Genomic DNA, 21,742 nt, shown 5'->3' with positions numbered 1-21,742 from the left:
TATACTAATTATTATTGATTTGTTGTTGATGTTCCACTACCCTCTACTGCAGTTACTTTTTCTGTTTCCTGCTGTTTGTCTGATATTTCTATATTAACTGACTTACCTTCAACAACTTCAAGCCTACGTTTCAATAAATCTTGTGCATTTGCAATTTGATTATATGCTGCTGTACCTGATGCCAAAAAATTTACTAATAGCATCCCTTCTTTATCTCTTCTTAATATTACGTCTGTTCCTGCAAATCCTTGAGCTAATGTTATTCTTACCTCACCATTATTACTACTTGAAGGAGCTGCAACCATAATTCTTTGTACTAATTCTGTTAAATCAATAGTTGGAGAGTTTATTTGTTGAACATGTGCTACCTTAAGGTCATCATCTTTTCCTGAAACCATTGATAATAACATCATTGGAGTAATCTGCTTATCTAATCCATCATCTTTTATAGATGATGAATCGTCATCTTTTTCATGATTTTTTACTGCTACAACTTTGTCATCTTTTATTGGTTCTTTTTTATCCACTCCATCTTCTTTCTCTATAGGTTCTCCCTTTCCTGGAATTTTGTCTTTATCTTTACCTATAGCATCATCTTTTTCTATAAAGGCTTCATCTTTACCTTCTGTTTTATCTGTCACTTGCTCTTTAGGTGGCTGAGTAGTTGGTTTTTCTTCAACCTCCTCTTGAGAATTATCTTCTTTTACTTCATAGTTATTAGGGTAATCATCATGCTTAATAATAGATTGTTCAAAAAAATTTATATCAGAACTAGTTGGTTTTTGAGCACCAAATCCACCAGTAATAGTTGATCCTGGCTTATCACCAAAGGAGTATGTTGATATTTTTGTATTGCTCATATTATTATTCCACCTCCAGTTCAGTTGAAACACCTAATGACTGCTCCAAAGCTTTCATTTGTGTTTTTATGCTTGCTTCAACATTACCTAGCTCACTTTCTACCCTACAGTTTCCAGGTTTAATGGAATCATCTAACACTATGTGTAAAAAATTTTTTAATTGTGGCTTGTTGGCACATAATGTATTAATATAAATTGTAACAGATTTTTCATCATTGTGAGATATATATAAAGTGAGCTGATATTTTCTTTGTAATTGTAATAAGTCTTTTTGAATCCAATCATTAATATGGTTCAATGTATCAACTTCACCAACAATTTTATTAACTGCTTCAGTTACTACACGAACTAGTGTTGTTTCTATATTTTCAACAAACTTTATAGAAGAAAAAATAGTTCCAAAAATTTTTAATGCATGTTCAAAACTACCTTCTTCTTTCCCACTATTATATCCTAATGCATATTGTTCTTTATAAAATTTTTCTGTCTCTTGAGTAGCATTTTTTAAATATTTATCTGTTTCTTCAAGAAAATCATTTGCTGTTAATAATGCTTTTACATCCTTTTCATGTAAAATATGTACTCCATGTGCTGGGAAAAACATATTACTTTTAATAAACAATATTGAAGGAAAATCTGTATATCTTTTTTGCGTTACCATAACACAGTGCTTCCTTATAACTAATTATCTGTATTACTTTTACTTTCACTATATGCTGTCCATACATGCTTCCAAAAAATAATATTAAGATATAATAAAGCCACCATCATTAATACAGTAATACCAGCTAAAATAAGTAACACATATGTTGCATGCCCATTAGAAAAAAACATACCGCCAATAGAAGAAAGAGAAGCAACTGTAGGAATTGTAATAGATTCTCTGACAGGAACAAGAACAACAGATACTTTATCTGGAGATAATTCTGGAACAGACATTGATGTGAGTTCACGAATTTTAGGAACAAGATTAACAACAGGAGAGCTAGGTGTATGAAGTAAAAAAATAGCCGCAGATGCAGGTGTACGTTGTTCTAACTCTTGATCGCCACTTGCCAATGCTACATGTACCCGTGCACTTAATACACCACTAATTCTAGAAAAAGTACCTGCTAACTCTTGAGAAAGAGCATAACTTAACCTTGCTTGATCTTCAGATGCTGAAGCAATCATCCCTTCTCCAGAGAATATAGAGCCAAGGCTTTTATACTGTTCTTTAGGAAAACCGCTTTCACGAAGTAACTCTAAAGATTCTGCAAGACGACTTTTATCTACTCTTATAGTATAACCAGCTTTCCCTGTATTTTGTTTTTCAGCAACAATTCCGTGTTTAAGTAAGGTTGCTAACATAGCATTAGCCTGCATCTCATTAAGCCCTTGATACACCTCAACTTTACAACCATAAAGTAATATTATAGCAAGCAAAAGAACAATAGTCTTTTTTTGAAAAAACAACCATTCTATTACTTTTAGCTTTCTTATATTAGAATCAGCTACATTTTCCATATAGAGATACACACCAACCTCTACTCTTTAAGAAAAGTACTTATATTTTGTTCAACTTGTTGAGAAACTTGTGTAGTTGTAACTGCTTGTGTTTGAACTACTCCTACAACTTTTTGTAACCTAAGAAGCTCCACTGGTGTAATGACCCCTGTATTAAGATCAGCTACCATCTGTGAAGAATTATTTATAGCTATTTCTCTATCCTGCACATCCGTAGGTAAATCTATCTGTTCTACTTCATGCACCTCCTCCACAGGTACTATATTTTCCGTTTGTACTGAAGGCTCTATAGCCTGTGTATGATAACTAGGGCTTATTACATTTAATTGCGGTTGATTATCATCTTCGAGAATTTTCTGAAAATTCTGAACATCCTCAGGTGCAGGCTGAGACAATGCTCCACTTGGGTCCTGTGAATATAACCCACTCTCTTCACTAAGAATTTTTTGGAGTTTACTTTGAGCAACAACACCTGTTTCAACAGCCATATAGCCCTCCAAAATAACTAATTAGAATGTTTCAAGAATCTCCATTCCCCTCTGAATCCCTAAATAAAGTAAATTAGCAACTTTCATTTCATCTGGAGGTAAACCTGAATCCATAGCAGCTTTTACAGTACTCTTCATTTCAGCAAAATCATTTTTAATAGTACGAAGTTTTGTATGATCAGGATCTCCGTCTACTACATCAAATAAGGATATAAATGGCTCACTCAATTTGCACCTCTCAATGGATATTCTTTATATTGATTATCTTTAGAAAAGATCAACTTGTCTAAAGAAACTGAATCAAGGGTATAACCACTAGGTAATACCCCACCCTTAAAAATTCGCTCTCCTGTACTTAATGTAATAAATGGTATTGGTAATAATGTTACCCCCTTTATAACAGATCCTCCTAACACTGATGACTCCTCATCACTTTCATCTTTAACTGGTTGACCCTTTTGTGCAGACGTAATAGGAGCAGGCTTGATTTGTTGAATTTTAAACATGATTGGCACATCAAGCTCTTTTTTTATTTCTGCTAATGCCTTATCGAGCTTTTTAGTACGTTCCTCATCAAAACTCCCTACTATTTCTATTTCTCCTGCAAGATACGTCACTTTTAAAGAACCAATTTTATTTTCTGCAAATATTTTGTCTAAAACTTCAGCAACCTCTTTAGCATAAACAATATGCTTTTCCAGCTTGAATGGTATAGGAATGTCATCCCTCATAGCAGAAATTGACCACTCTTCAACAAAACCATCTTTCATATATCCAGAGATACTAATTATACCTGGATCTGAAAATTCTTTGACAGAAATATGAATACCTCTAGAAGCAAAAGCAGCTTTTACAGCGTTAACTAAGTCATCACGAACACCAACATCAATATATACAGGAGAATGCACACTTTGTGCCAATGTATAAATTAATTGTCGTTGAACATCACTTTGTACAACTCCACGAATAATAATTTGTTGAGCACCTGGGATAACTGATACACCACTAAATCCATTATCTTCTAGCACTTTCTGTAAAAATGCAACTTGTGTTTTTTCATCCACAGAATCCCTTTGATAAGAAATTGCAATAGCTCCTAAAAAAAGGATAAGGAGACATACACCAATGAGTTTTCCCATAGAAAACTTATCAATTTTACTAATAACATCTTGAGGATGTGTATCTCCAAATACTTTCTTAACTAAATCATCTTTCTGTTCCTGAGTTTGTGTTGTTCCACCTTCTAATCCAAGGTTATTATTATCATTTTCTGCTTGGCTAAGTGTTTCAGCATATTGTTGTGCTGCTTTATTTTGCCAATTTTTACCTGGGAAGTTCCACCCAAAGGATGTATTCCCTAAGTACCAAAAGTCTCCAGGTTTAGGTTGAAAACCTGACTCTGGCACAGCTTGATTATTAGACCAAACACCCCCTTCTAAAGGGATAACAGTCAAATGTGTTGTATTTTCACTTTCTCCAATATGAACATCAAGCTGAGCGTGTCTGGGAGCTAAAGAAATATCTGTCAAAATTATATCACAAGAGTCACTTGTCCCAATAGTATAGCTTCCCTCTGGTAAAATAATTTCTGCACCAACATGTGGCCCAGAAAACACATATATACCAATACCATCTACTTTGCTCATTAGCCTAGCCTCTGCTCTTCAATAACTGGAGCCCTTCTTTTTCTAGAGCACCCTCCTCCTGTAGAACTTTTGGGTTTTATATCATCATATGTGTCCTGTACTGCACTACGATGAAATGAAGGATCATCAACATGTGCAGGTATAGGCGTAACTGTATTAGGCATTATAATTCTTGGGGTAATAAGTATTAGCCGTTCCATCTTTTTTGATGTTTTTGTATTTGTTTTAAATAAATATCCTATAATAGGGATGTCCTTGAGAATAGGTATACCCTTATCATTAACACCTTGTTGTTCATAGTAATATCCACCTATAAGTAAACTTTGGCCAGTATTAACAACACCTTGAGTATTAATTCTTGTCTGTTTAATAGGTGGTAGTACAACATTAGAACCTACAGTAGGATCTGTTGAATTATCATTTTGATTATCTTCGATAGCTACAACAAGTTTAATAGATTTTGTACCATCATTATTATATATAATATGGGGTGTCACACGTAGAACCGTACCAGATTCAACTTTGAATAAATCAACAGTCTGATAACCTTGAACTTGAATATAGTATGTACTTGTGTTTTCCAATGTTGCTTGAATATTATCTACAGTAAGTACTGAAGGTTTCCCTAAAACTCTTGCTTCACCTTCTGTTTCAAGAGCTTGTACCCGTGCTAAAAAGAACTCTACCCCTTTTGAATAAATGGTAGAATATGTTAGACCTCCGCCTTCGACAGTTCCTTTAGTAATCTCAAGTGGTAGTGATTGTTGAGTAGTAGAAAAGTCACCACCCATTGTCATACTCTTCTTAGAACTTCCTTGTTGTAGTGTAAAACCAAGGTCTCTCTTAAATTCGGAATCAATGTCTACGATGGCAGCATGAATTTCAACAAGCTCTAATGGTTTATCCAAATCATGAATAACTTCCTCATAGTAAGGCATTCTATATGCCGCATCGTTAATAACAACAGCATTCATACGAGGATCAGCCATAATATTAACGCCAGCTGCTTGTTGTTTTACCTCATTACCTTTTTCTGTTTTTTCCTTACCCTTTGAAGCAAGTCCTTCTCCGTTTAACTTATTCACAGTTGCAGGCTGTTCAACTATTGTTGTTGCTGTCTCTTGTTGACCATTAAGCATTGCACGTAAAATACTAGCAATACCAGGAACTGTAACAGTTTTATCCATACTTTGAATAACAATATCATCTGCAGATGCATATTTAAGTGGGAAAACACGCATGGTAATATTAGATAATTGAGAAACCTCAAAAATAGATACAGCCTGTAATACTTGTTCAATGTAATGTGGAGGACCGGAAAGGATAATCATATCTCCATTTAGTTGAATAGGTAACTGTGGTGAAATAACAGAAGAGTTTAATAATATATGATATAAGCGTTCAACAGTCATAACTTGTGGACTTATAAACACTCTTTGCAGTTCTGCCTGTGTATAAAAGTACATGGTTTTTCCTAACATATACCACATGACACCAAAGGCACTCCTCATACCTTCAAGAAACTGGTATGGATTCTCATCCTTAAAAAAACCACTGACATTACCACGAACAGCAGGTGAAATAATAGCACTATATCCCTGAGTGAATGCAAAGTCTGTCAAAAGACTACCTAAACTTTCTTGTTCTGAATAATGTGTATATAAATAAGAAAAAAGTGTTTCAGCCTTGCTTACACTAACTAAGTGTATAAAAAGAATGCTCCATAGAAGTATATAAAAGAGTACTTTCAAAATAACTCTAAGAGCATTTTTCATATAATAATCAAACTGTATCCACATTGGCCTATCCACCTAGTAATTAGGACAAAATATTTCAAATTACAGCCAAATCATATATTCAACATTATGGATCACAGATTATACATTACAACATAATAGCTCTACTGTAACTACAACATATGATTTTTAAGTATAATATATATTTTTTATCAATAAAAATTATTATAACTCTTTATATCTATGGCAAATAAGATATAGTAAATGTCAAAATTTGATTATATAATATGAATACAAATATAAAAATAATAAATTATTTTATGTGAATAAATATATTAATAGATATTTAATATCTATTAAAAATAATAATATATTATTATATACATAGTGAGTTATAGAATGTATATACTATATTATGTAATTATTTAGATATATTATGAATAATATGGTTTAATTTTTATAAATTAATATAGAATACATAACTAGTAATAAACATACGTTATACTAAAAAATATATTTTTACTATTATATATATATATATGAAATATAAATTTAGTAATAAACTAATTTTAATTTTTAAACTAATGTTTATATAATCTATTATAATATATATATATATTAATGTAACTATAGTTAGTATAATTTAAATTATATATAAAAAAATAAATACTACAAAATAATACTATATGATAAAAATAAATATATTAATATACATAGATAAACTTATTTTTATTTTGTTATATTATAAACATATAAAATATAGTTCTACATAACTATACTAAATATATAAATTAAGATATAATTAATATATTATTAATAGTATATTTAAAAAATAATTTATATAGCTAGATAATTAAAAATTATGTATCTAATTAAGTAGAGTTAAAAATAAACTATATACATCCTTTTAGTAAAAAACTATCTAATATATAAAATTTCCTATAATGATAATCTATGACTAATATTAATATTATCAATACTATTAATAAAATACTATATTATATAATAAGATAAATAAAATCATAAATTATTTAATATATATATATATCACTTTTGAACTTTCTTTATTATTATTATTATTATTATTTATTAAATAGCAATATTCTTAATGAGGTACTCTTTAAATAGATCTTTTTATCTTTTCCATATGTCACTACATATATCACACATAAAAAAGAGCATGTATCCTTCTTAGATACATGCTCTATTATAGCTTTGTCTATATAGAATTACACGCTATTTCCTATATATTACAATCTATATTTATTTCTCAATAACTTCATATTAGTTGTTCTATAAATTATTACGCCAGAATACGCTGTGTTGTTGCATTAGCATCCCTAGTAACTTCTGACATAATCTGCAGAGCTTGCTGAGCAAGGTTCTTTGAATTTTCAGCAAATTGCTTTACTAGTTCCATTTGTGCTTCTAGTTTCTTTTCTTCTGCTTGAGTTGTTCTTATATCAGCATCTATAGATTTCACTTGACTCTCTTTACCAGTATCCATACCACCTCTTATACCTTCAGCAATCTCCTTACCTAAAGTAAGCTTGTTTGAAGTAACTTGTGCTTGAGGTGTTGTTCCTACTCCAGGGTTAGCTGTCATACTTTTTACACCACCTATAGTACCCCCAAATCCCATTGCAGTGGTCATAACAGAACTTGCTATACCTAACCCCATCATTAATTTAGATTGTTCTTTTATATCTTTAGCTGCTTCCAGCATCTTATTAACCATTCCTTCAAGAGCACTATTTTGTACGTCTTGCGCAGCTTTACGTTGCTGATTCATAGCATCAACTGTAACTTCTGCAAACATAGCTGCTGTTGACTGAACATAACCACCACCTTTAGGAGCTGATAGCTCAGGTAAGCCCATTTTTGTAACATTTTCTTGAGCTTCTCTTTGCTGTACTCCTTCTAAGTTACTAGCTGCAGAAGTAACAGGAGCCTTAGGGGCTTGGATTGATACACCATCAACTTTAGCAGGTTGTCCACCAGAGGAGGAAGTTACTTCTTGTGAGGTACTTTCTTCTATATTTTGTTGTGGTATTTGAATTGATGAATTATTTAATGAAATCATGATAGTCTTCTCCAAAATTTATTAATTTATATATTATAGTATAGTCACTGTATTTACTAAAGGTATTACTCACGTGCACCACGTTGAACAGCTATTTTTGTATTGACGCTATCTTGAATAATATCTGTTATTATTTTCATTATAGCATTGAATTGTTCCATTTGGTTTTTAAAGAAGTCTTGTAACGTCTCTATCTTAGCTTTAACTTTTGCAATAGCAGCTTCAATTTCTTTTTGTTCAGATTCATTAGCTTTTATATTGCTTTGCACTACAGCTGTACCAATACCTGTACCGCCTATAGCAGACTGATTAACTGAACCAGCGATTTGTACTATTTTAGAAGCTTTTTCAATCATCTGTGCCAACTTAGCTACATCTTGAGACTTTGAAAACATATCTGCTATTTTTGACACTCCAGCCATTGCTCCACCACCACCAGAGGCAAAACCAATAGCTATAGTCACTGCAATCATTGCTAACTGTATACCAAATGCAATCCATTGTGCTGTTTCTGCTGGTACTCCCATAGCCTCAAGAGCCTTACTAATCCCTGCTGAGATGGACACTTTACCATCCGATAGCGACGACATTGCTGCATCAATTGAAGCTACAATAGCCATAATACCTGCAGCAACCAATAATGGGTTACCTGAAGCAGCACCTGCAGCAATAGCTAGCGCACCTCCAATAGCTCCTAGTACAGCACCAATAACTGCAAACAACTTTTGGAAAAACTTAAGTATACCACTTTTCTTAGATTCAGCAATATTATCCTCAATCTTTTTAATTTGCTCTTGGAACTTTACTTGTTGCTCTTTATTCTGTGCTTTAATTTCATTTACTGTTTTTTCAGCATTCTTTTTTTGCTCTGTCAGCTGTAGTGATCCCATTAACGTACTGAGATCTGTTACTGTACTGATTTTAGCTGGTTCAACCAATGGAGGAGGGACATATGGGGGTTCCTCTGGAACTTCTTCACCACCCTCAGGTATTTCACCACCTTCAGGTATTTCGCCACCTTCCCCTACATCTTCCTTATCACCAACTTCTCCAGGCTTTTCAGTACCACCAGCTGAATTAATACTATCTGCTGCTGCTTGACCTTTAGCAGCCTCTGAAGCATCTCCTTTACCTGGACCACCTTGCTCTTTAGGAACACCACCTTCAAGTTCTTCAAGTCCTTCTTCACCGGATGTACCAGTCATCAAGCTACTCATTCTTGCGGAGCTTCCGCTTATATCTCCAAAATTTGTCATTGCTTTACTCCTCCAGAGAGAATTTCCAACATAGCTTTTGCTCTCTCTTTCACTAAATCATGCTTACGATTACCCTCCTGGCAGAGTGCTTCAGTGCTTAAAAAAGCAACTCTTGCGGACTCTTTATCACCGAATTTCATATAACATATGCCCGCATAGAGAAATGGTGTGGGATCTCCTAGCGACCCTGCAAGGCCTGCCATTTCATAGGCTTCTATTGCTCCCTTATAGTTTTCAAGTCCTTGACGGCTTCCTGCAAGTCCCATCCAGTATCTTTCATCCATATGTTGATATAAGCACAAGGCTTGGAAGAGCGTTTCTGCATCTTGATAGTTTTTTGCCTGATATGCTCCATATGCAATGGTATATAACACATCCATCTGTTCTTGGGTTATCCCAATGATGTCACCAATCGATGAACCTGTTGACAAGGCATCCATAATAGCTTCTACACGTTCCATATCATTATCAGTTCCCATAACTGGAGCCTCAGATGTAGCAGCCTGTGTTTCTTGACGCTCTTGTTTCATAACCATTCTCCTTTATGGAAATGTTATAATTACAATGGCTTATATTAAACATATACTCTTCACAACAATCATTTAAACCTTTGGAACTATTATGGCGTTCTAGCCGGCTTGTATCATCTAAGTCTATGTATATTAGCATGAACTAACCGGCACAACGCCTCCGTCGTAATGTCTTTTTTACTGCAGAGACTATGCCAAACATTAGTTATCAGCTAGTTATACTTTTTTTGATTATTAAGACGTACTATTGACATATGTAATTGCCAACAAGGTTGGCTAAATAAAAACTTTGTTGACGCTAAAAAATAACCTCTACCCCCTACCATTACATTTTTATAAAAACCTCTCTGACAATTAAAGCTAGTTTAAAAACAACTAAACTATTATAACAAATAAAATACAAAGCATATTTTTCTATGTTAAATAATAGTAATCACCATTAAAACAACAATAGAAAATAAAATTCATCAGATACTTTTAGCCTTTCCTCTCTCACAAATTAATAGATATGTTCTATTACTCTATTTGAGTATGTTGAAATTAACAAAAATATCTGATGAGACAAAATAAATAAAGAATAAATAAAATAGACTGTTATATAGACTAATAAAGTCTAAGCTATATTTTTTGCTATAGAGTTTAACATTTGATTAGAAGCAGTTACATTAGTGCTTGTACCTTGCATGAATGAGCTATATTGACCTGTAGCCTCTTTAATAATATTCATAGTAGATTGAATATCTGTACTTTTTGTATCAACAACCTTCTGGGTATCTTTAATTACAGCAGTCCAGTTCTCTGCATTAAGATTTGGATACCCAGGGACGTTAATACCATTTTTATCACACCATGCTTTTTCTGCTGCTGTCATTGGACGTGTGACACCGCCACCACCAGCTTTCTCTACTTCACTAAGTTTTTGATTAAATGATCCTATCATATCATTAGCTTCTTTCTGTTCACCTTGAAGTACTTCTAGTTCGTCCATTTTATTCATAGAAGCCTGACGGTAACTATCAGCATAAAGTAGCAAAACAAATGCATACATTGCCACAGGGTTATCTTTATAATTATCAGGATTAGGTAACGGAAAAACGCCAACAGGAGCAACACCACTCATAATTATTTCCCCCTAACTAAAAATAACTATCTAAAGTTACAATATTTTTTTAATATACTATTACTATTTAACTACAGTAAGGTAAGGCATTAAAATATCAAGTTATGTTTGTTAAAAAGTATAAAAATCTATCAGCAAAGAGTATACCAATAGTTAAACTAAAATAGATTAACAATACTAACTAGATATCAACACTTTTGATTATATACTACGATTTTTATCATGCAATAAATTGACAGTTAGATATATTACTACACTTATAAACAATAAAAGAACAATGTTTACTCATAAAAGAGTATATAATAAAAATGACGTAATATATACTAATAGCTACTAATATAATATGATATAATACAAAAGAAATTATAAAAATGTTAATTATGTTTTTAAGAGGTTATAATAGTAACTAACTAAAAATAAATACCATAGTCTATTATTAGTAATCTTTTACTACCTATTACTATAGTATAATACTATATTTAATATTTACTAGTCTTGAACAGTTTTTTTATTAAATTCTAATAATATAGACTGATTGCTATTCAATTAGTGTTACTTTGTCCGCTAATACTAATAATATTTACTGTTACTTATTGAACTTTACTGTATACTGTTCCAATGCACCTTGCATCCAAACCATTTTTTATTATTTACATAGGAATATAACATGTTGTAATATTAACCTTTCTAGTGTTAACTTATTTTTTATGCTATTAGCTTTAGATGGATATCTACATTATAAATAATAAATAAATAGTCTACATATACCTGTTGTATCCTCTCTAATTTCTTCTAATTATTATTAGTATGATTCTTCTCTAAGATTACTTTAGCTCTATTACTATTTCTACTAAAAAATAAAATTTTTTCTTTACTTTTTTAACAAAGATAAAATAATATTTGCATTAGAATAAGATAAACAATTAGAAAGGTTGTGTAGTGTTTACAGACCTACTTAATTCAATATCATTAGTAATACTTGATGTGGCTCCTTGAACTTGAGAGTTATACTGTCCTAGTGCATCTTGAGCTTGAACCATTTTTTGCTGTGTACTTGAGCCTATATTATCTATGTAAGCTTGGGTTCCTTTACATATCAGATCCCACTCATCAGCATTAAGCCATGTGTCACCTGTATCAACCTTAGATGGATATTTTATATTATGGGATTTTAACCAATCAATTTGCCACTGTTGTATCCGCTCCCACTTCCCCTGACTACCACTACCATGACCTTGGCTAACATCACTTTGATGCTTTCGAAACTGATCAAGGTAACTACTTGCAGCTTTTTGTTCACGCTGTGTATCTGCTATACTATTCATTAGAGATGTTGCTGATTCACGTATATTCCTAGCAGTAACTAATTCTAACATAGCATAACGAAACATTGGGGTTGGATTCTTTGTAGGATCTACTGCAAATTTAGGTGCTGCTGTTCCAGTTACATCAGCTGCACCAGTTGCCCCAGTTGCCCCAGATACACCAGTTATACTCATAGAACACCTCCTCAAATTTTATATTGGAGATAATACTACCTTATTATAATAAAATAATAAATAATAAAAGTAATAAGTGTATTATAATTCCTAAAAAACTATCTAATCTAATTTTGCTAGATGAATTACTTAAATAAGTTAGTTAAGCATATCAAAAATAAGATAAAAAATATTTTTTAAAACTAATATAATGTATACTCAGATAGGTTGCTATATACTAATAAAAGGGACAAGATTGAGATACTCATATAACAAAAGATAGAGACAATAAATTAATAAGCTACAAAATAACAAAGATAAGTTATTCTTTCTTAAAGAAACTATAGTACATATTATTTACTTGCTTATTTTATTACCTTTACTTTTTAGTCAATAATAAATAAAAAATTTTTGATAGATCTTTTTAAAAAGCCAACTAACTTCTTCAATTAATTAGCTTATGCAAACTCTAACACTACACAATTCAATACATTACATTAGAAAGGTTGTGTAGTATTCACAGATCTACTCAACTCAATATCGTTAGTAATACTTGATGTTGCTCCTTGAACTTGAGCATTATACTGTCCTAGCGCATCTTGAGCTTGAACCATTTTTTGCTGTGTACTTGAGCCTATATTATCTATGTAAGCTTGGGTTCCTTTACATATCAGATCCCACTCATCAGCATTAAGCCATGTGTCACCTGTATCAACCTTAGATGGATATTTTATATTATGGGATTTTAACCAATCAACTTGCCACTGTTGTATCCGCTCCCACTTCCCCTGACTACCACTACCATGACCTTGGCTAACATCACTTTGATGCTTTCGAAACTGATCAAGGTAACTACTTGCAGCTTTTTGTTCACGCTGTGTATCTGCTATACTATTCATTAGAGATGTTGCTGATTCACGTATATTCCTAGCAGTAACTAATTCTAACATAGCATAACGAAACATTGGGGTTGGATTCTTTGTAGGATCTACTGTAATTCGAGGTATTCCTCTTTCAGAGTTACTCCTAACTTCTTTAGAATTACCTTGTACCTCAGAAGGTTGTGACATTTCCTCTGAGTTTGTAAAGTCATTCATACTATTCCCTTGGAATCCAAAAGAAGATAAATTTGTTGAATCAGACATTATATTTCCTCCACCAGTAAAAACAATGTTAAAAATCAAAATAAACTAAGTAGCTTTTAAGAACAAAATATATTCATTTTATTTTAACTATTATATAGTTAGTACTTATTTTATATTACTTATTATCATCATTGTTGTATTTGCAACCTGACTTATTATAATATAAACATTAAAAAGTAAGTAGTAATAATAAAAAAGTAAGTAGCAATAATATTACTATAATACCTCTTCTTTTTCAAAGAGATAGCTTAACTAAGAATATTTTTATTAAAATAAATAGAAAAAATTACTTGGATAATAATACTAGTAACAAATAATAACTGCTTCACTAATAAGTAAATTACTTCTTACTTTAGATAGATTAAATTTAGATAGAGAGAAATTAAACTAAATATTTCTTAATAACTACAATAAGTTAAAAATAAAATATGATTTTACTACACATTTATTAAAAAATACCTAAATTATATATTATTACTATACTATTTTATTGGCTCTATACTACAATATAAAATAAATATATTAAAATTATAACTTCCTTAATAAGGTTACATAATTATATAAACTATACAGGTAGAATTACACTAGGTTAGTTAGTAACTTCTATACTAACCAAATAATATACTGAGATTAAAGAACTTAATAACATCTATTTATTAACCTGGCTGAAATATAAAAATTTTTATTAATTATCCTGTGTAATTTATTATTATTTTTGATACAATAATAAAGTTATTTAGTTATAACTAATACACGTAAAAAGTAGTATCATCTTAAATAAAGAACTATGTGGCTAAGTTAACTTCTATTATTTATTATTGTTATTACTGTGGGAAAAACTATAAGTTAGGAGATAGTTATGGCTAATGTTAGTGGAATCCCTGCACCACGATTACTTTCCACAACAAATCAAATGACCAATGCAGCTGCTGGTAATACTAATAGAGCTACCGGTAGTATGAACGGTCGTAATCTCACACAAATAAAAACACCTCAGTCCATGATTGATAATGCTTCAGAAGAATTAACAACTTCTCTTGAATCTAAAAGCAGTGACGACTTTGCAATTAAAGATCGTAAAAGACAAGGGAAAGGATCTGATTCTCTATTAAAAATGGTTCAAGAATATACAGAGCTGACGAATGATGATACCCGTAATGCTAAAAGAGCTATGTTATCCCAGGTATTACGTGCAAGTCAAAGTTCACAAGATGTACTCGAAAAAACATTAGAACAATTTTCTAATAAAACAGATGCTTGGGCTTCTCTTGCAGAAATTGCACAAGAATATGGTGCAGAATCTCCACAGCCAACAGGATTAAAATCTGTATTAGATGCTATGGAGACATTAGAAAATGAGTTTGGTGATGAAATTAAAGCAGGACTAAAAGGAGCTCTAAATTCAAAAGAATTTACTGATATAGGCAGTGCAGCACAGTTAAGAGATCTTTATACAACAACAGTAACTATAACAGCTGCACCTGATGCAGTGTTAGCAAGACTTCTTGAAGAATATGAGAGTGATGATGATCTGGATAGAGCCATTGATTTCCTTCTATCTACACTTGGTGGAGAGCTTGAATCAGCTGATCCAAGTATGGATAAAGTACATCTTCAAAGTGTAATGGGTGATATTGAAAAAACACAACAACTTCATAGCTCTCATAAACAATGTACTACAGCCCTTAGCAGGTGGAAAGAGAAACATAAAGGTGGGGGGGAAAATAGTACACTAACTCCTTTAGAAATGATGCGTGAACTAATTGCACTAAAAAATGAAAATTTTATTTCTCCTTCCTCTATAGATAAAATTGTTGATCAAGCTGATCCCCAAGATATTGAAAAAGAAGTCCTTTTTTTACAAGAGATGTTAGCTGCTGTAAGAAAATTTCCCATTATGGTATTTGATAATGTCGAAAATCGTGTAAGAGTTATGGGTGCTGTACAAGATGCTGTTGACGATGCTGTAAGAAGAGAAGATGAATTCCTCTTTCAAAAAGAACATCCTGATGTACCACTACAACCAGATGAAAATAATATACAATAACAACTATAAGAATGGTAATATGAAATCTAAATCAATATTATATAAAATTTATTAAGATATAATATACTTATTGAAAAAGAGATTATTATTAGATCTATAGTAAAAATCTCCTATAATGATTTAACTAGATAAAGTAACTAGCTACAGTCTATATTATATACTAGATAAGTTAAATTTAACTTATACATAGATGGGTATAATAGTACATTAAAATAAAATAGCATAATTACAAACTTTGAAATATAACTAAATGGGTAGCAATATGTACTTAATAACTATATCTGAGTAAGGAGTAATGCATGAAAAGGGTTTCCCTACTTGATGCTAGTATTGGTATTGGAACAATTCTTGGACCTCAAGAAACACCAGAACCTACAATACCCCAATCACGCTCACTTGCATCTACTAGTTTAACCACTACAAGTTTAGAGGCCACTTATGCTCCCTCTAATATTCAAACTGTATTAGAAGAGGCGATTTGCCCAGATGCGGGAGATGGAGGACTTCTTATTCCATCTGTTTTCTCTTCTAATCTCCAAAAATGTAAAGAAAATCTTAGTCAATCTAATCAAATAGAAATACAAAACTTTTTACAACATGACTTAGAGCCACTTATAGATAATGAAGCATTACTTAAAATGTATGTTTCACTAATGATTGAAGGATAATCATTAAAATGGCTGAAACTGTCTTTAATGAGTTTATATTTTATGAAACCCTTATAGATCTTTGTGAATCTATTGCCTGGGAAAAACCTGTTGACGAAAATAAACTTTTTACTCTTACCAAACATGGAGCTGCCCCAACACAAGTTATGAGGCTTGCAGAAGCTTTTGGTCTAATGTTAGTCAAAGTTGAAGCAAAAAACTTACAACAAGCTAAACTTATTAATGATCTTCAACTACAAAATAAAGAGCTTGAATCAACAAAAAAAATACTTGCTGAACAAAACACACATTTAAGTAGAACTATACAAGAAAATTACCAATCACAAAAAATTATTGGACAATGTGATGAAATGCATAAAGTCCTTGAACTTGCAAAAGCAATTGCAAGATATCCTATTAATACATTGATATTAGGACCAACTGGATCAGGTAAAGAAGTCATTGCAAAAATGATTCATTACAGTTCTCCTAGAAGTGCAGGACCCTTTATTGCTGTAAACTGTACAGCCATACCAGACACACTATTTGAAAGTGAAATGTTTGGAATAGAAAAAGGTGTGGCAACAGGAGTAAATTACCGAAAAGGTCTAATAGAAGAAGCTGATAAAGGAACATTATTCCTTGATGAATTAGCTGATATGAGTTTAGCAAATCAAGCAAAACTATTACGAGTACTTGAAGAGAAAGAAGTTGTACGAGTAGGAAGCTCTAAACCTATTCCTATTGATATAAAAATTATTGCAGCTACTAATGTCAATTTAGAACAATCAGTCAAAGAAGGAAAATTTCGTGAGGATCTTTACTACCGAATCAATGTAGTAGAAATTAAACTACCACCATTAGCTAGTAGAGGTGATGATATCCTCTTATTAGCACAAAATTTTCTCAACTACCATTGTTCTCAATTGCATCGTCCAGCATTAACTCTTTCTCATGATGTGCAAAAAAAATTTTTAGCTTACAGTTGGCCTGGAAACGTACGTGAACTTAATAATGAGATGGAACGTGTTGCTGCTCTTACAATCGGAGATACAGTTGAGTCATCTGATCTCTCGCAACGAATCATTAAAGAATGGGAAGAAAATACCCAAGATATACAAGAGAACCTAACAACACCATCAGAAACATCACAAAGACAAGATTCTCTTAATTTACAACAAATGGAATATAATCTGATTATTCGTGTACTCAAACAAACTAATGGTAATAAAAGTAAGGCAGCAGAATTACTTGGGATTACAAGAGAAGGTTTACGTAAAAAACTTCTCCGTTTGAAAATTTTTGATTAACCTAACTCTAACTAATTATTTTATCCAATCTATTTATTAAACACTATACTTTCTATTGCATTAATTTCTTTACTATTTTTTAAGAAATACTATTTATTCCCAAGTGTTGGAAAAATATATTGATATTATTTACTACCTATTACATATTTCTTTACCTTTTTTCTACAGATTAGAATTAACTATGTTATAACTTATGTTATAATCATTAGCTAAGGGTATACCAAATCTTTATAGGAAAAGACATAATTATTTTTAATTAATAATATTTTTTTATTTCTAACAACTATTAATTAGTTACTATGCAAAAAAACTATGAAATAGCCCTAATATATTTTGCACTCCTGTCGATAGTACTAGTAACAAACAACTAGTCTCTCTATCATGCAAAAAGGTGACGTCATGGGTATCACACTTCGAACGAAACTTTTCTTATTAGTCATTGTTTCTATTTCTATGGCGGCCATTCCTATTATTTTTTCAGCTTATGAAGATTTTCGCTCGTCTAATATTGAGCTAGAAAGAAAAACTTTTAGAAGTATAACATCTTTTGTTAAAGATGGACTTGAAGCTCGCTACTTTGATATTCTTACATATCAAGCAACAAATACTCTACAAAGTAAAAATCAACTTCGTAGGATAGCTATGATGTTGGACTCAAATCTAAATATATTAGAAAAATTTCCATCAAAAGAGCAATCTACTTTTCTCCAAGAGTGGATCAAACAATTACAACAGCTTAATATTCATATTGAAGTTTATAATGCTAATAAAAAGCCTCTAGTAAATGATCCTTTATTTACCACATTAAAAACAAAATATAACCTTAAAGATGCTAAAAATCGTTCATTTGAATCATTACTTAATTATGAACAATTACCAATTAATGGAGAATTTACAGTATTTGAAAATAAAAATTCCTCAAAATCTGATCCTATCCTTGTCTTTTTATTACCATCACCAGAAGATCAACACATTATTCTAACAGCTATAAATATTTCTGATATTTCTAAAAATGCTCTTGATGCTGAAGAACAACTTGCTAAAACAATTAGAGAAAAAATAGAAGGATTTGATCTACATAAGGATGGCTTTATAGCTGTATTTGATAGTGATGGAACACTTATTGCGCATAAAGGTAATAATATAGGTAAAAAAATAGATTTTATATCTGAAAAAACACTTGAAGAAGCTCGTAATAAAAGTATGTCAGAAGAAGTTATTTCATTATCGAAAGATGAAAAACTACTTCTCCATGTAGCCTACTTTAAATCTTTAAATTGGTATATTGTTGCAGCAGCTCCACAATCAGAAATTGAAGCCCCAACACGTGCCCTTATCCATCAACTTGTAGGTATTGCTCTTGCTGCTATTTTAAATAGTTTACTTGTCACACTAATTTTAACAGCTAGGCTAATAACTCCACTACAAACCTTAACAGAAAAAGCCTTATCTCTTGCAGAAATTGATTTTTCTTCACCAGAAGCTGAAGAGCTTGCAACAGCTGATTTACCAATAGAACGCTCTGATGAAGTAGGTCAGTTGTCACGAGCCTTCTCTATGATGGGAAAAACACTTACTCAAAATATCCGTGAACTAATGGAAACAACCACTATAAAAGAACGTATGTTAGGTGAAATTAGTGCTGCTAGAGATATCCAAATGGGTATTTTACCTACGACTGATACAGCATCACTTGTTCCTCACTATGACATTTCTGCTTTTCTTGATCCTGCAAAAGCAGTTGGTGGTGACTTTTATGATTTTTTCACTTCACCAGAAGGAAAGCAAGTTGTTGTTATTGGTGATGTTTCAGGAAAAGGTATTCCAGCTGCACTATTTATGTCTATGACAGTAACTCTTATTCGCTATGCTATAGGAAAAGGCTTATCTCCTGCTGAAGTAGCAAAAGAAATAAATGAAGTCCTTAGAAAAAATAATCCAAGCTATATGTTTGTTACTCTTTTTATTGGAATATTTGATCCAGAAAGTGGTATATTAGAATTTGTAAATTGTGGACATTGTCTACCATATATCATTAATTCAACTACAGATAAACCTATAACTACTTTAGATAATAGCCACCAAAGCCCAATTGTTGGAGTTCTAGAACATGCTGAATATGTAAATAATCAAACTCAACTTCACAAAAATGATATATGCTTCCTATATACAGATGGAGTTACTGAAGCAATGGCCCCAAATCTTGAGCTTTATGGTACTGAACGTTTTGAAAAAACGCTTGATATGAACAGGAAGAAGTCATTAAAGGGATTAATAGCAGCAGTAAATCAAACAATAATAGAACATAGAGGAGAAGCTGAACAATCTGACGATATAACGATGTTAGCATTTATGTATAAGTAGAGAGAGTTGTTGTGTGTGTGTGTGTGTGTGTGTAGAGAGGTGTTTGTTAAAAGGAAAGGCTCTCTGATAGAGAGCCTTTTTTATAAAAAAGTCTTGGCATCGACCTACTTTCCCACACATAAATATGCAGTATCATCGGCGATGGAGGGCTTAACTGCCGAGTTCGGGATGGTATCGGGTGTACCCCCTCCTCCATGGACACCAAGACAAAATATGTATAGGGGATGAAGAAAGTAAAATAGAGCAAGCCTCACGGACTATTAGTACTGGTCAGCTGAATACGTCACCGTACTTACACCTCCAGCCTATCAACCAGGTAGTCTACCTGGGTCCTTTAGCCTCTTTCGAGGGGGGAGAACTAATCTTGAGGCGGGCTTCCCGCTTAGATGCTTTCAGCGGTTATCCCTTCCACACATAGCTACTCTGCTATGCCACTGGCGTGACAACAGAACCACCAGCGGTGCGTCCATCCCGGTCCTCTCGTACTAGGGAAAGACCCTCTCAATTCTCCTTCGTCCACAGAAGATAAGGACCAAACTGTCTCACGACGTTTTAAACCCAGCTCGCGTACCACTTTAAACGGCGAACAGCCGTACCCTTGGGACCTGCTTCAGCCCCAGGATGTGATGAGCCGACATCGAGGTGCCAAACCGCATCGTCGATATGAACTCTTGGATGCGATCAGCCTGTTATCCCCGGCGTACCTTTTATCCAATGAGCGATGGCCCTTCCATTCGGGACCACCGGATCACTAACGCCAACTTTCGTTCCTGCTCGACATGTCTGTCTTGCAGTCAAGCTCCCTTATGTGTTTGCACTCAACGCCTGGTTTCCGATCAGGCTGAGGGAACCTTTGCATGCCTCCGTTACATTTTAGGAGGCGACCGCCCCAGTCAAACTACCCACCAGACACTGTCTCCTGCCAGGCTAACTGGTCAGGGTTAGGATCTTAAACGTGTAAGGGTGGTATTTCAAGGTTGCCTCCGCCTATACTGGCGTATAGGTTTCACTGGCTCCCACCTATCCTACACATACAAGCCCAAAATCCAATGTCAAGCTATAGTAAAGGTGCACAGGGTCTTCCTGTCTTTCTGCGGATACACGGCATTTTCACCGCGACTTCAATTTCACCGAGTCTCTGGCCGAGACAGTGTGGAGATCGTTACGCCATTCGTGCAGGTCGGAACTTACCCGACAAGGAATTTCGCTACCTTAGGACCGTTATAGTTACGGCCGCCGTTTACTGGGGCTTCAATTTGGTGCTTTGCTTGCGCTAACACCTCCTTTTAACCTTCCAGCACCGGGCAGGCGTCAGTCCCTATACGTCGTCTTTTGGACTTTGCAGAGACCTATGTTTTTAGTAAACAGTCGCCACCACCAATTCACTGCGGCTTCCAGGAGCTCCAATAGTTTTATTTTCACCCCCAAAAGCGCCCCTTCTTCCGAAGTTACAGGGCCATTTTGCCGAGTTCCTTGGCCAGAGTTCTCTCGAGCGCCTTGGATTTCTCATCCTACCCACCTGAGTT

General features: G+C 33.1%; 17 protein-coding genes and 2 rRNA genes (1 of these 19 running past the window's edge). 4 read left to right on the top strand and 15 right to left on the bottom strand.

Going from position 1 to position 21,742, the window contains the following annotated elements:
- Positions 1-11 precede the first annotated feature (11 nt).
- From LI_RS06355 to LI_RS06295, 13 genes are all read right to left on the bottom strand, one after another.
- Positions 12-860 carry a hypothetical protein gene (locus LI_RS06355; protein WP_015353839.1) on the bottom strand — a complete coding sequence of 283 codons (849 nt, stop codon included), beginning with the start codon at positions 858-860 and terminating at the stop codon, positions 12-14.
- 4 nt (positions 861-864) lie between these two features.
- On the bottom strand, positions 865-1,521 hold the full coding sequence (locus LI_RS06350) for a FliH/SctL family protein (RefSeq protein WP_015353838.1): 657 nt from the start codon (positions 1,519-1,521) through the stop codon (positions 865-867).
- Between the two features lie 20 nt (positions 1,522-1,541).
- Positions 1,542-2,366 (bottom strand): type III secretion system inner membrane ring lipoprotein SctJ, encoded by an 825-nt coding sequence (gene sctJ / locus LI_RS06345; RefSeq protein WP_015353837.1) that lies wholly within the window; start codon positions 2,364-2,366, stop codon positions 1,542-1,544.
- A 20-nt stretch (positions 2,367-2,386) separates the two neighbouring features.
- Complete coding sequence (locus LI_RS06340) at positions 2,387-2,854, bottom strand: hypothetical protein (protein WP_015353836.1); 468 nt, start codon at positions 2,852-2,854, stop codon at positions 2,387-2,389.
- Between the two features lie 21 nt (positions 2,855-2,875).
- Entirely contained in the window at positions 2,876-3,082 is a 207-nt protein-coding gene (locus LI_RS06335) for a hypothetical protein (protein WP_015353835.1), read from the bottom strand.
- Positions 3,079-4,500, bottom strand: a complete 1,422-nt coding sequence (gene sctD, locus LI_RS06330) for a type III secretion system inner membrane ring subunit SctD (RefSeq protein ID WP_011527239.1) — start codon at positions 4,498-4,500, stop codon at positions 3,079-3,081. Before sctD ends, LI_RS06335 begins: the two co-directional genes overlap by 4 nt.
- Complete coding sequence (gene sctC, locus LI_RS06325; RefSeq protein WP_015353834.1) at positions 4,500-6,299, bottom strand: type III secretion system outer membrane ring subunit SctC; 1,800 nt, start codon at positions 6,297-6,299, stop codon at positions 4,500-4,502. Before sctC ends, sctD begins: the two co-directional genes overlap by 1 nt.
- Before the next feature lie 1,240 nt (positions 6,300-7,539).
- Positions 7,540-8,319, bottom strand: a complete 780-nt coding sequence (locus tag LI_RS06320; protein ID WP_015353833.1) for a hypothetical protein — start codon at positions 8,317-8,319, stop codon at positions 7,540-7,542.
- 65 nt (positions 8,320-8,384) lie between these two features.
- The gene (locus LI_RS06315) at positions 8,385-9,575 is read right to left on the bottom strand and encodes a type III secretion system translocon subunit SctE (protein WP_011527236.1); all 1,191 of its coding nucleotides are present in this window, start codon (positions 9,573-9,575) and stop codon (positions 8,385-8,387) included.
- Positions 9,572-10,105, bottom strand: coding sequence for a SycD/LcrH family type III secretion system chaperone (locus tag LI_RS06310; protein WP_015353832.1), 534 nt, complete (start codon positions 10,103-10,105; stop codon positions 9,572-9,574). The genes LI_RS06315 and LI_RS06310 overlap by 4 nt, the downstream gene beginning before the upstream one ends.
- Positions 10,106-10,718: 613 nt before the next feature.
- Complete coding sequence (locus tag LI_RS06305) at positions 10,719-11,225, bottom strand: hypothetical protein (RefSeq protein ID WP_011527234.1); 507 nt, start codon at positions 11,223-11,225, stop codon at positions 10,719-10,721.
- A gap of 923 nt (positions 11,226-12,148) precedes the next feature.
- Entirely contained in the window at positions 12,149-12,724 is a 576-nt protein-coding gene (locus LI_RS06300; protein WP_015353831.1) for a hypothetical protein, read from the bottom strand.
- Positions 12,725-13,200: 476 nt separating this feature from the next.
- Positions 13,201-13,848 carry a hypothetical protein gene (locus LI_RS06295; RefSeq protein WP_015353830.1) on the bottom strand — a complete coding sequence of 216 codons (648 nt, stop codon included), beginning with the start codon at positions 13,846-13,848 and terminating at the stop codon, positions 13,201-13,203.
- Between the two features lie 859 nt (positions 13,849-14,707).
- Between LI_RS06295 and sctW the strand changes: the two genes are divergently transcribed.
- The 4 genes from sctW (at position 14,708) to LI_RS06275 (ending at position 20,216) form a co-directional block, all read left to right on the top strand.
- Positions 14,708-15,895, top strand: coding sequence for a type III secretion system gatekeeper subunit SctW (gene sctW / locus LI_RS06290; RefSeq protein WP_015353829.1), 1,188 nt, complete (start codon positions 14,708-14,710; stop codon positions 15,893-15,895).
- A gap of 299 nt (positions 15,896-16,194) precedes the next feature.
- Positions 16,195-16,563, top strand: coding sequence for a type III secretion apparatus assembly protein SctX (gene sctX, locus LI_RS06285; RefSeq protein WP_011527230.1), 369 nt, complete (start codon positions 16,195-16,197; stop codon positions 16,561-16,563).
- A gap of 8 nt (positions 16,564-16,571) precedes the next feature.
- Positions 16,572-17,852 carry a sigma-54 interaction domain-containing protein gene (locus LI_RS06280; protein WP_011527229.1) on the top strand — a complete coding sequence of 427 codons (1,281 nt, stop codon included), beginning with the start codon at positions 16,572-16,574 and terminating at the stop codon, positions 17,850-17,852.
- 399 nt (positions 17,853-18,251) lie between these two features.
- Positions 18,252-20,216 (top strand): SpoIIE family protein phosphatase, encoded by a 1,965-nt coding sequence (locus LI_RS06275; protein WP_015353828.1) that lies wholly within the window; start codon positions 18,252-18,254, stop codon positions 20,214-20,216.
- Between the two features lie 91 nt (positions 20,217-20,307).
- On the opposite strand, the gene rrf is transcribed toward LI_RS06275, so the two are convergent.
- Positions 20,308-20,422 (bottom strand): 5S ribosomal RNA (gene rrf, locus LI_RS06270).
- A gap of 32 nt (positions 20,423-20,454) precedes the next feature.
- Positions 20,455-21,742, bottom strand: a 23S ribosomal RNA gene (locus tag LI_RS06265) (it continues 1,642 nt past the right edge of the window).

The organism is Lawsonia intracellularis PHE/MN1-00 (assembly GCF_000055945.1).
Classification (GTDB): domain Bacteria; phylum Desulfobacterota; class Desulfovibrionia; order Desulfovibrionales; family Desulfovibrionaceae; genus Bilophila; species Bilophila intracellularis.
The sequence above is the reverse complement of the archived record's forward strand: the minus strand, read 5'-3'. Positions and strand labels throughout refer to the sequence as shown.

Bases quoted from the DNA above. Each gene is read 5' to 3' on its own strand.
- LI_RS06355 (WP_015353839.1), bottom strand. From the start codon at position 860: ATGAGCAATACAAAAATATCAACATACTCCTTTGGTGATAAGCCAGGA.
- LI_RS06350 (WP_015353838.1), bottom strand. From the start codon at position 1,521: ATGGTAACGCAAAAAAGATATACAGATTTTCCTTCAATATTGTTTATT.
- sctJ (WP_015353837.1), bottom strand. From the start codon at position 2,366: ATGGAAAATGTAGCTGATTCTAATATAAGAAAGCTAAAAGTAATAGAA.
- LI_RS06340 (WP_015353836.1), bottom strand. From the start codon at position 2,854: ATGGCTGTTGAAACAGGTGTTGTTGCTCAAAGTAAACTCCAAAAAATT.
- sctD (WP_011527239.1), bottom strand. From the start codon at position 4,500: ATGAGCAAAGTAGATGGTATTGGTATATATGTGTTTTCTGGGCCACAT.
- sctC (WP_015353834.1), bottom strand. From the start codon at position 6,299: ATGTGGATACAGTTTGATTATTATATGAAAAATGCTCTTAGAGTTATT.
- LI_RS06320 (WP_015353833.1), bottom strand. From the start codon at position 8,319: ATGATTTCATTAAATAATTCATCAATTCAAATACCACAACAAAATATA.
- LI_RS06315 (WP_011527236.1), bottom strand. From the start codon at position 9,575: ATGACAAATTTTGGAGATATAAGCGGAAGCTCCGCAAGAATGAGTAGC.
- LI_RS06310 (WP_015353832.1), bottom strand. From the start codon at position 10,105: ATGAAACAAGAGCGTCAAGAAACACAGGCTGCTACATCTGAGGCTCCA.
- LI_RS06305 (WP_011527234.1), bottom strand. From the start codon at position 11,225: ATGAGTGGTGTTGCTCCTGTTGGCGTTTTTCCGTTACCTAATCCTGAT.
- LI_RS06300 (WP_015353831.1), bottom strand. From the start codon at position 12,724: ATGAGTATAACTGGTGTATCTGGGGCAACTGGGGCAACTGGTGCAGCT.
- LI_RS06295 (WP_015353830.1), bottom strand. From the start codon at position 13,848: ATGTCTGATTCAACAAATTTATCTTCTTTTGGATTCCAAGGGAATAGT.
- sctW (WP_015353829.1), top strand. From the start codon at position 14,708: ATGGCTAATGTTAGTGGAATCCCTGCACCACGATTACTTTCCACAACA.
- sctX (WP_011527230.1), top strand. From the start codon at position 16,195: ATGAAAAGGGTTTCCCTACTTGATGCTAGTATTGGTATTGGAACAATT.
- LI_RS06280 (WP_011527229.1), top strand. From the start codon at position 16,572: ATGGCTGAAACTGTCTTTAATGAGTTTATATTTTATGAAACCCTTATA.
- LI_RS06275 (WP_015353828.1), top strand. From the start codon at position 18,252: ATGGGTATCACACTTCGAACGAAACTTTTCTTATTAGTCATTGTTTCT.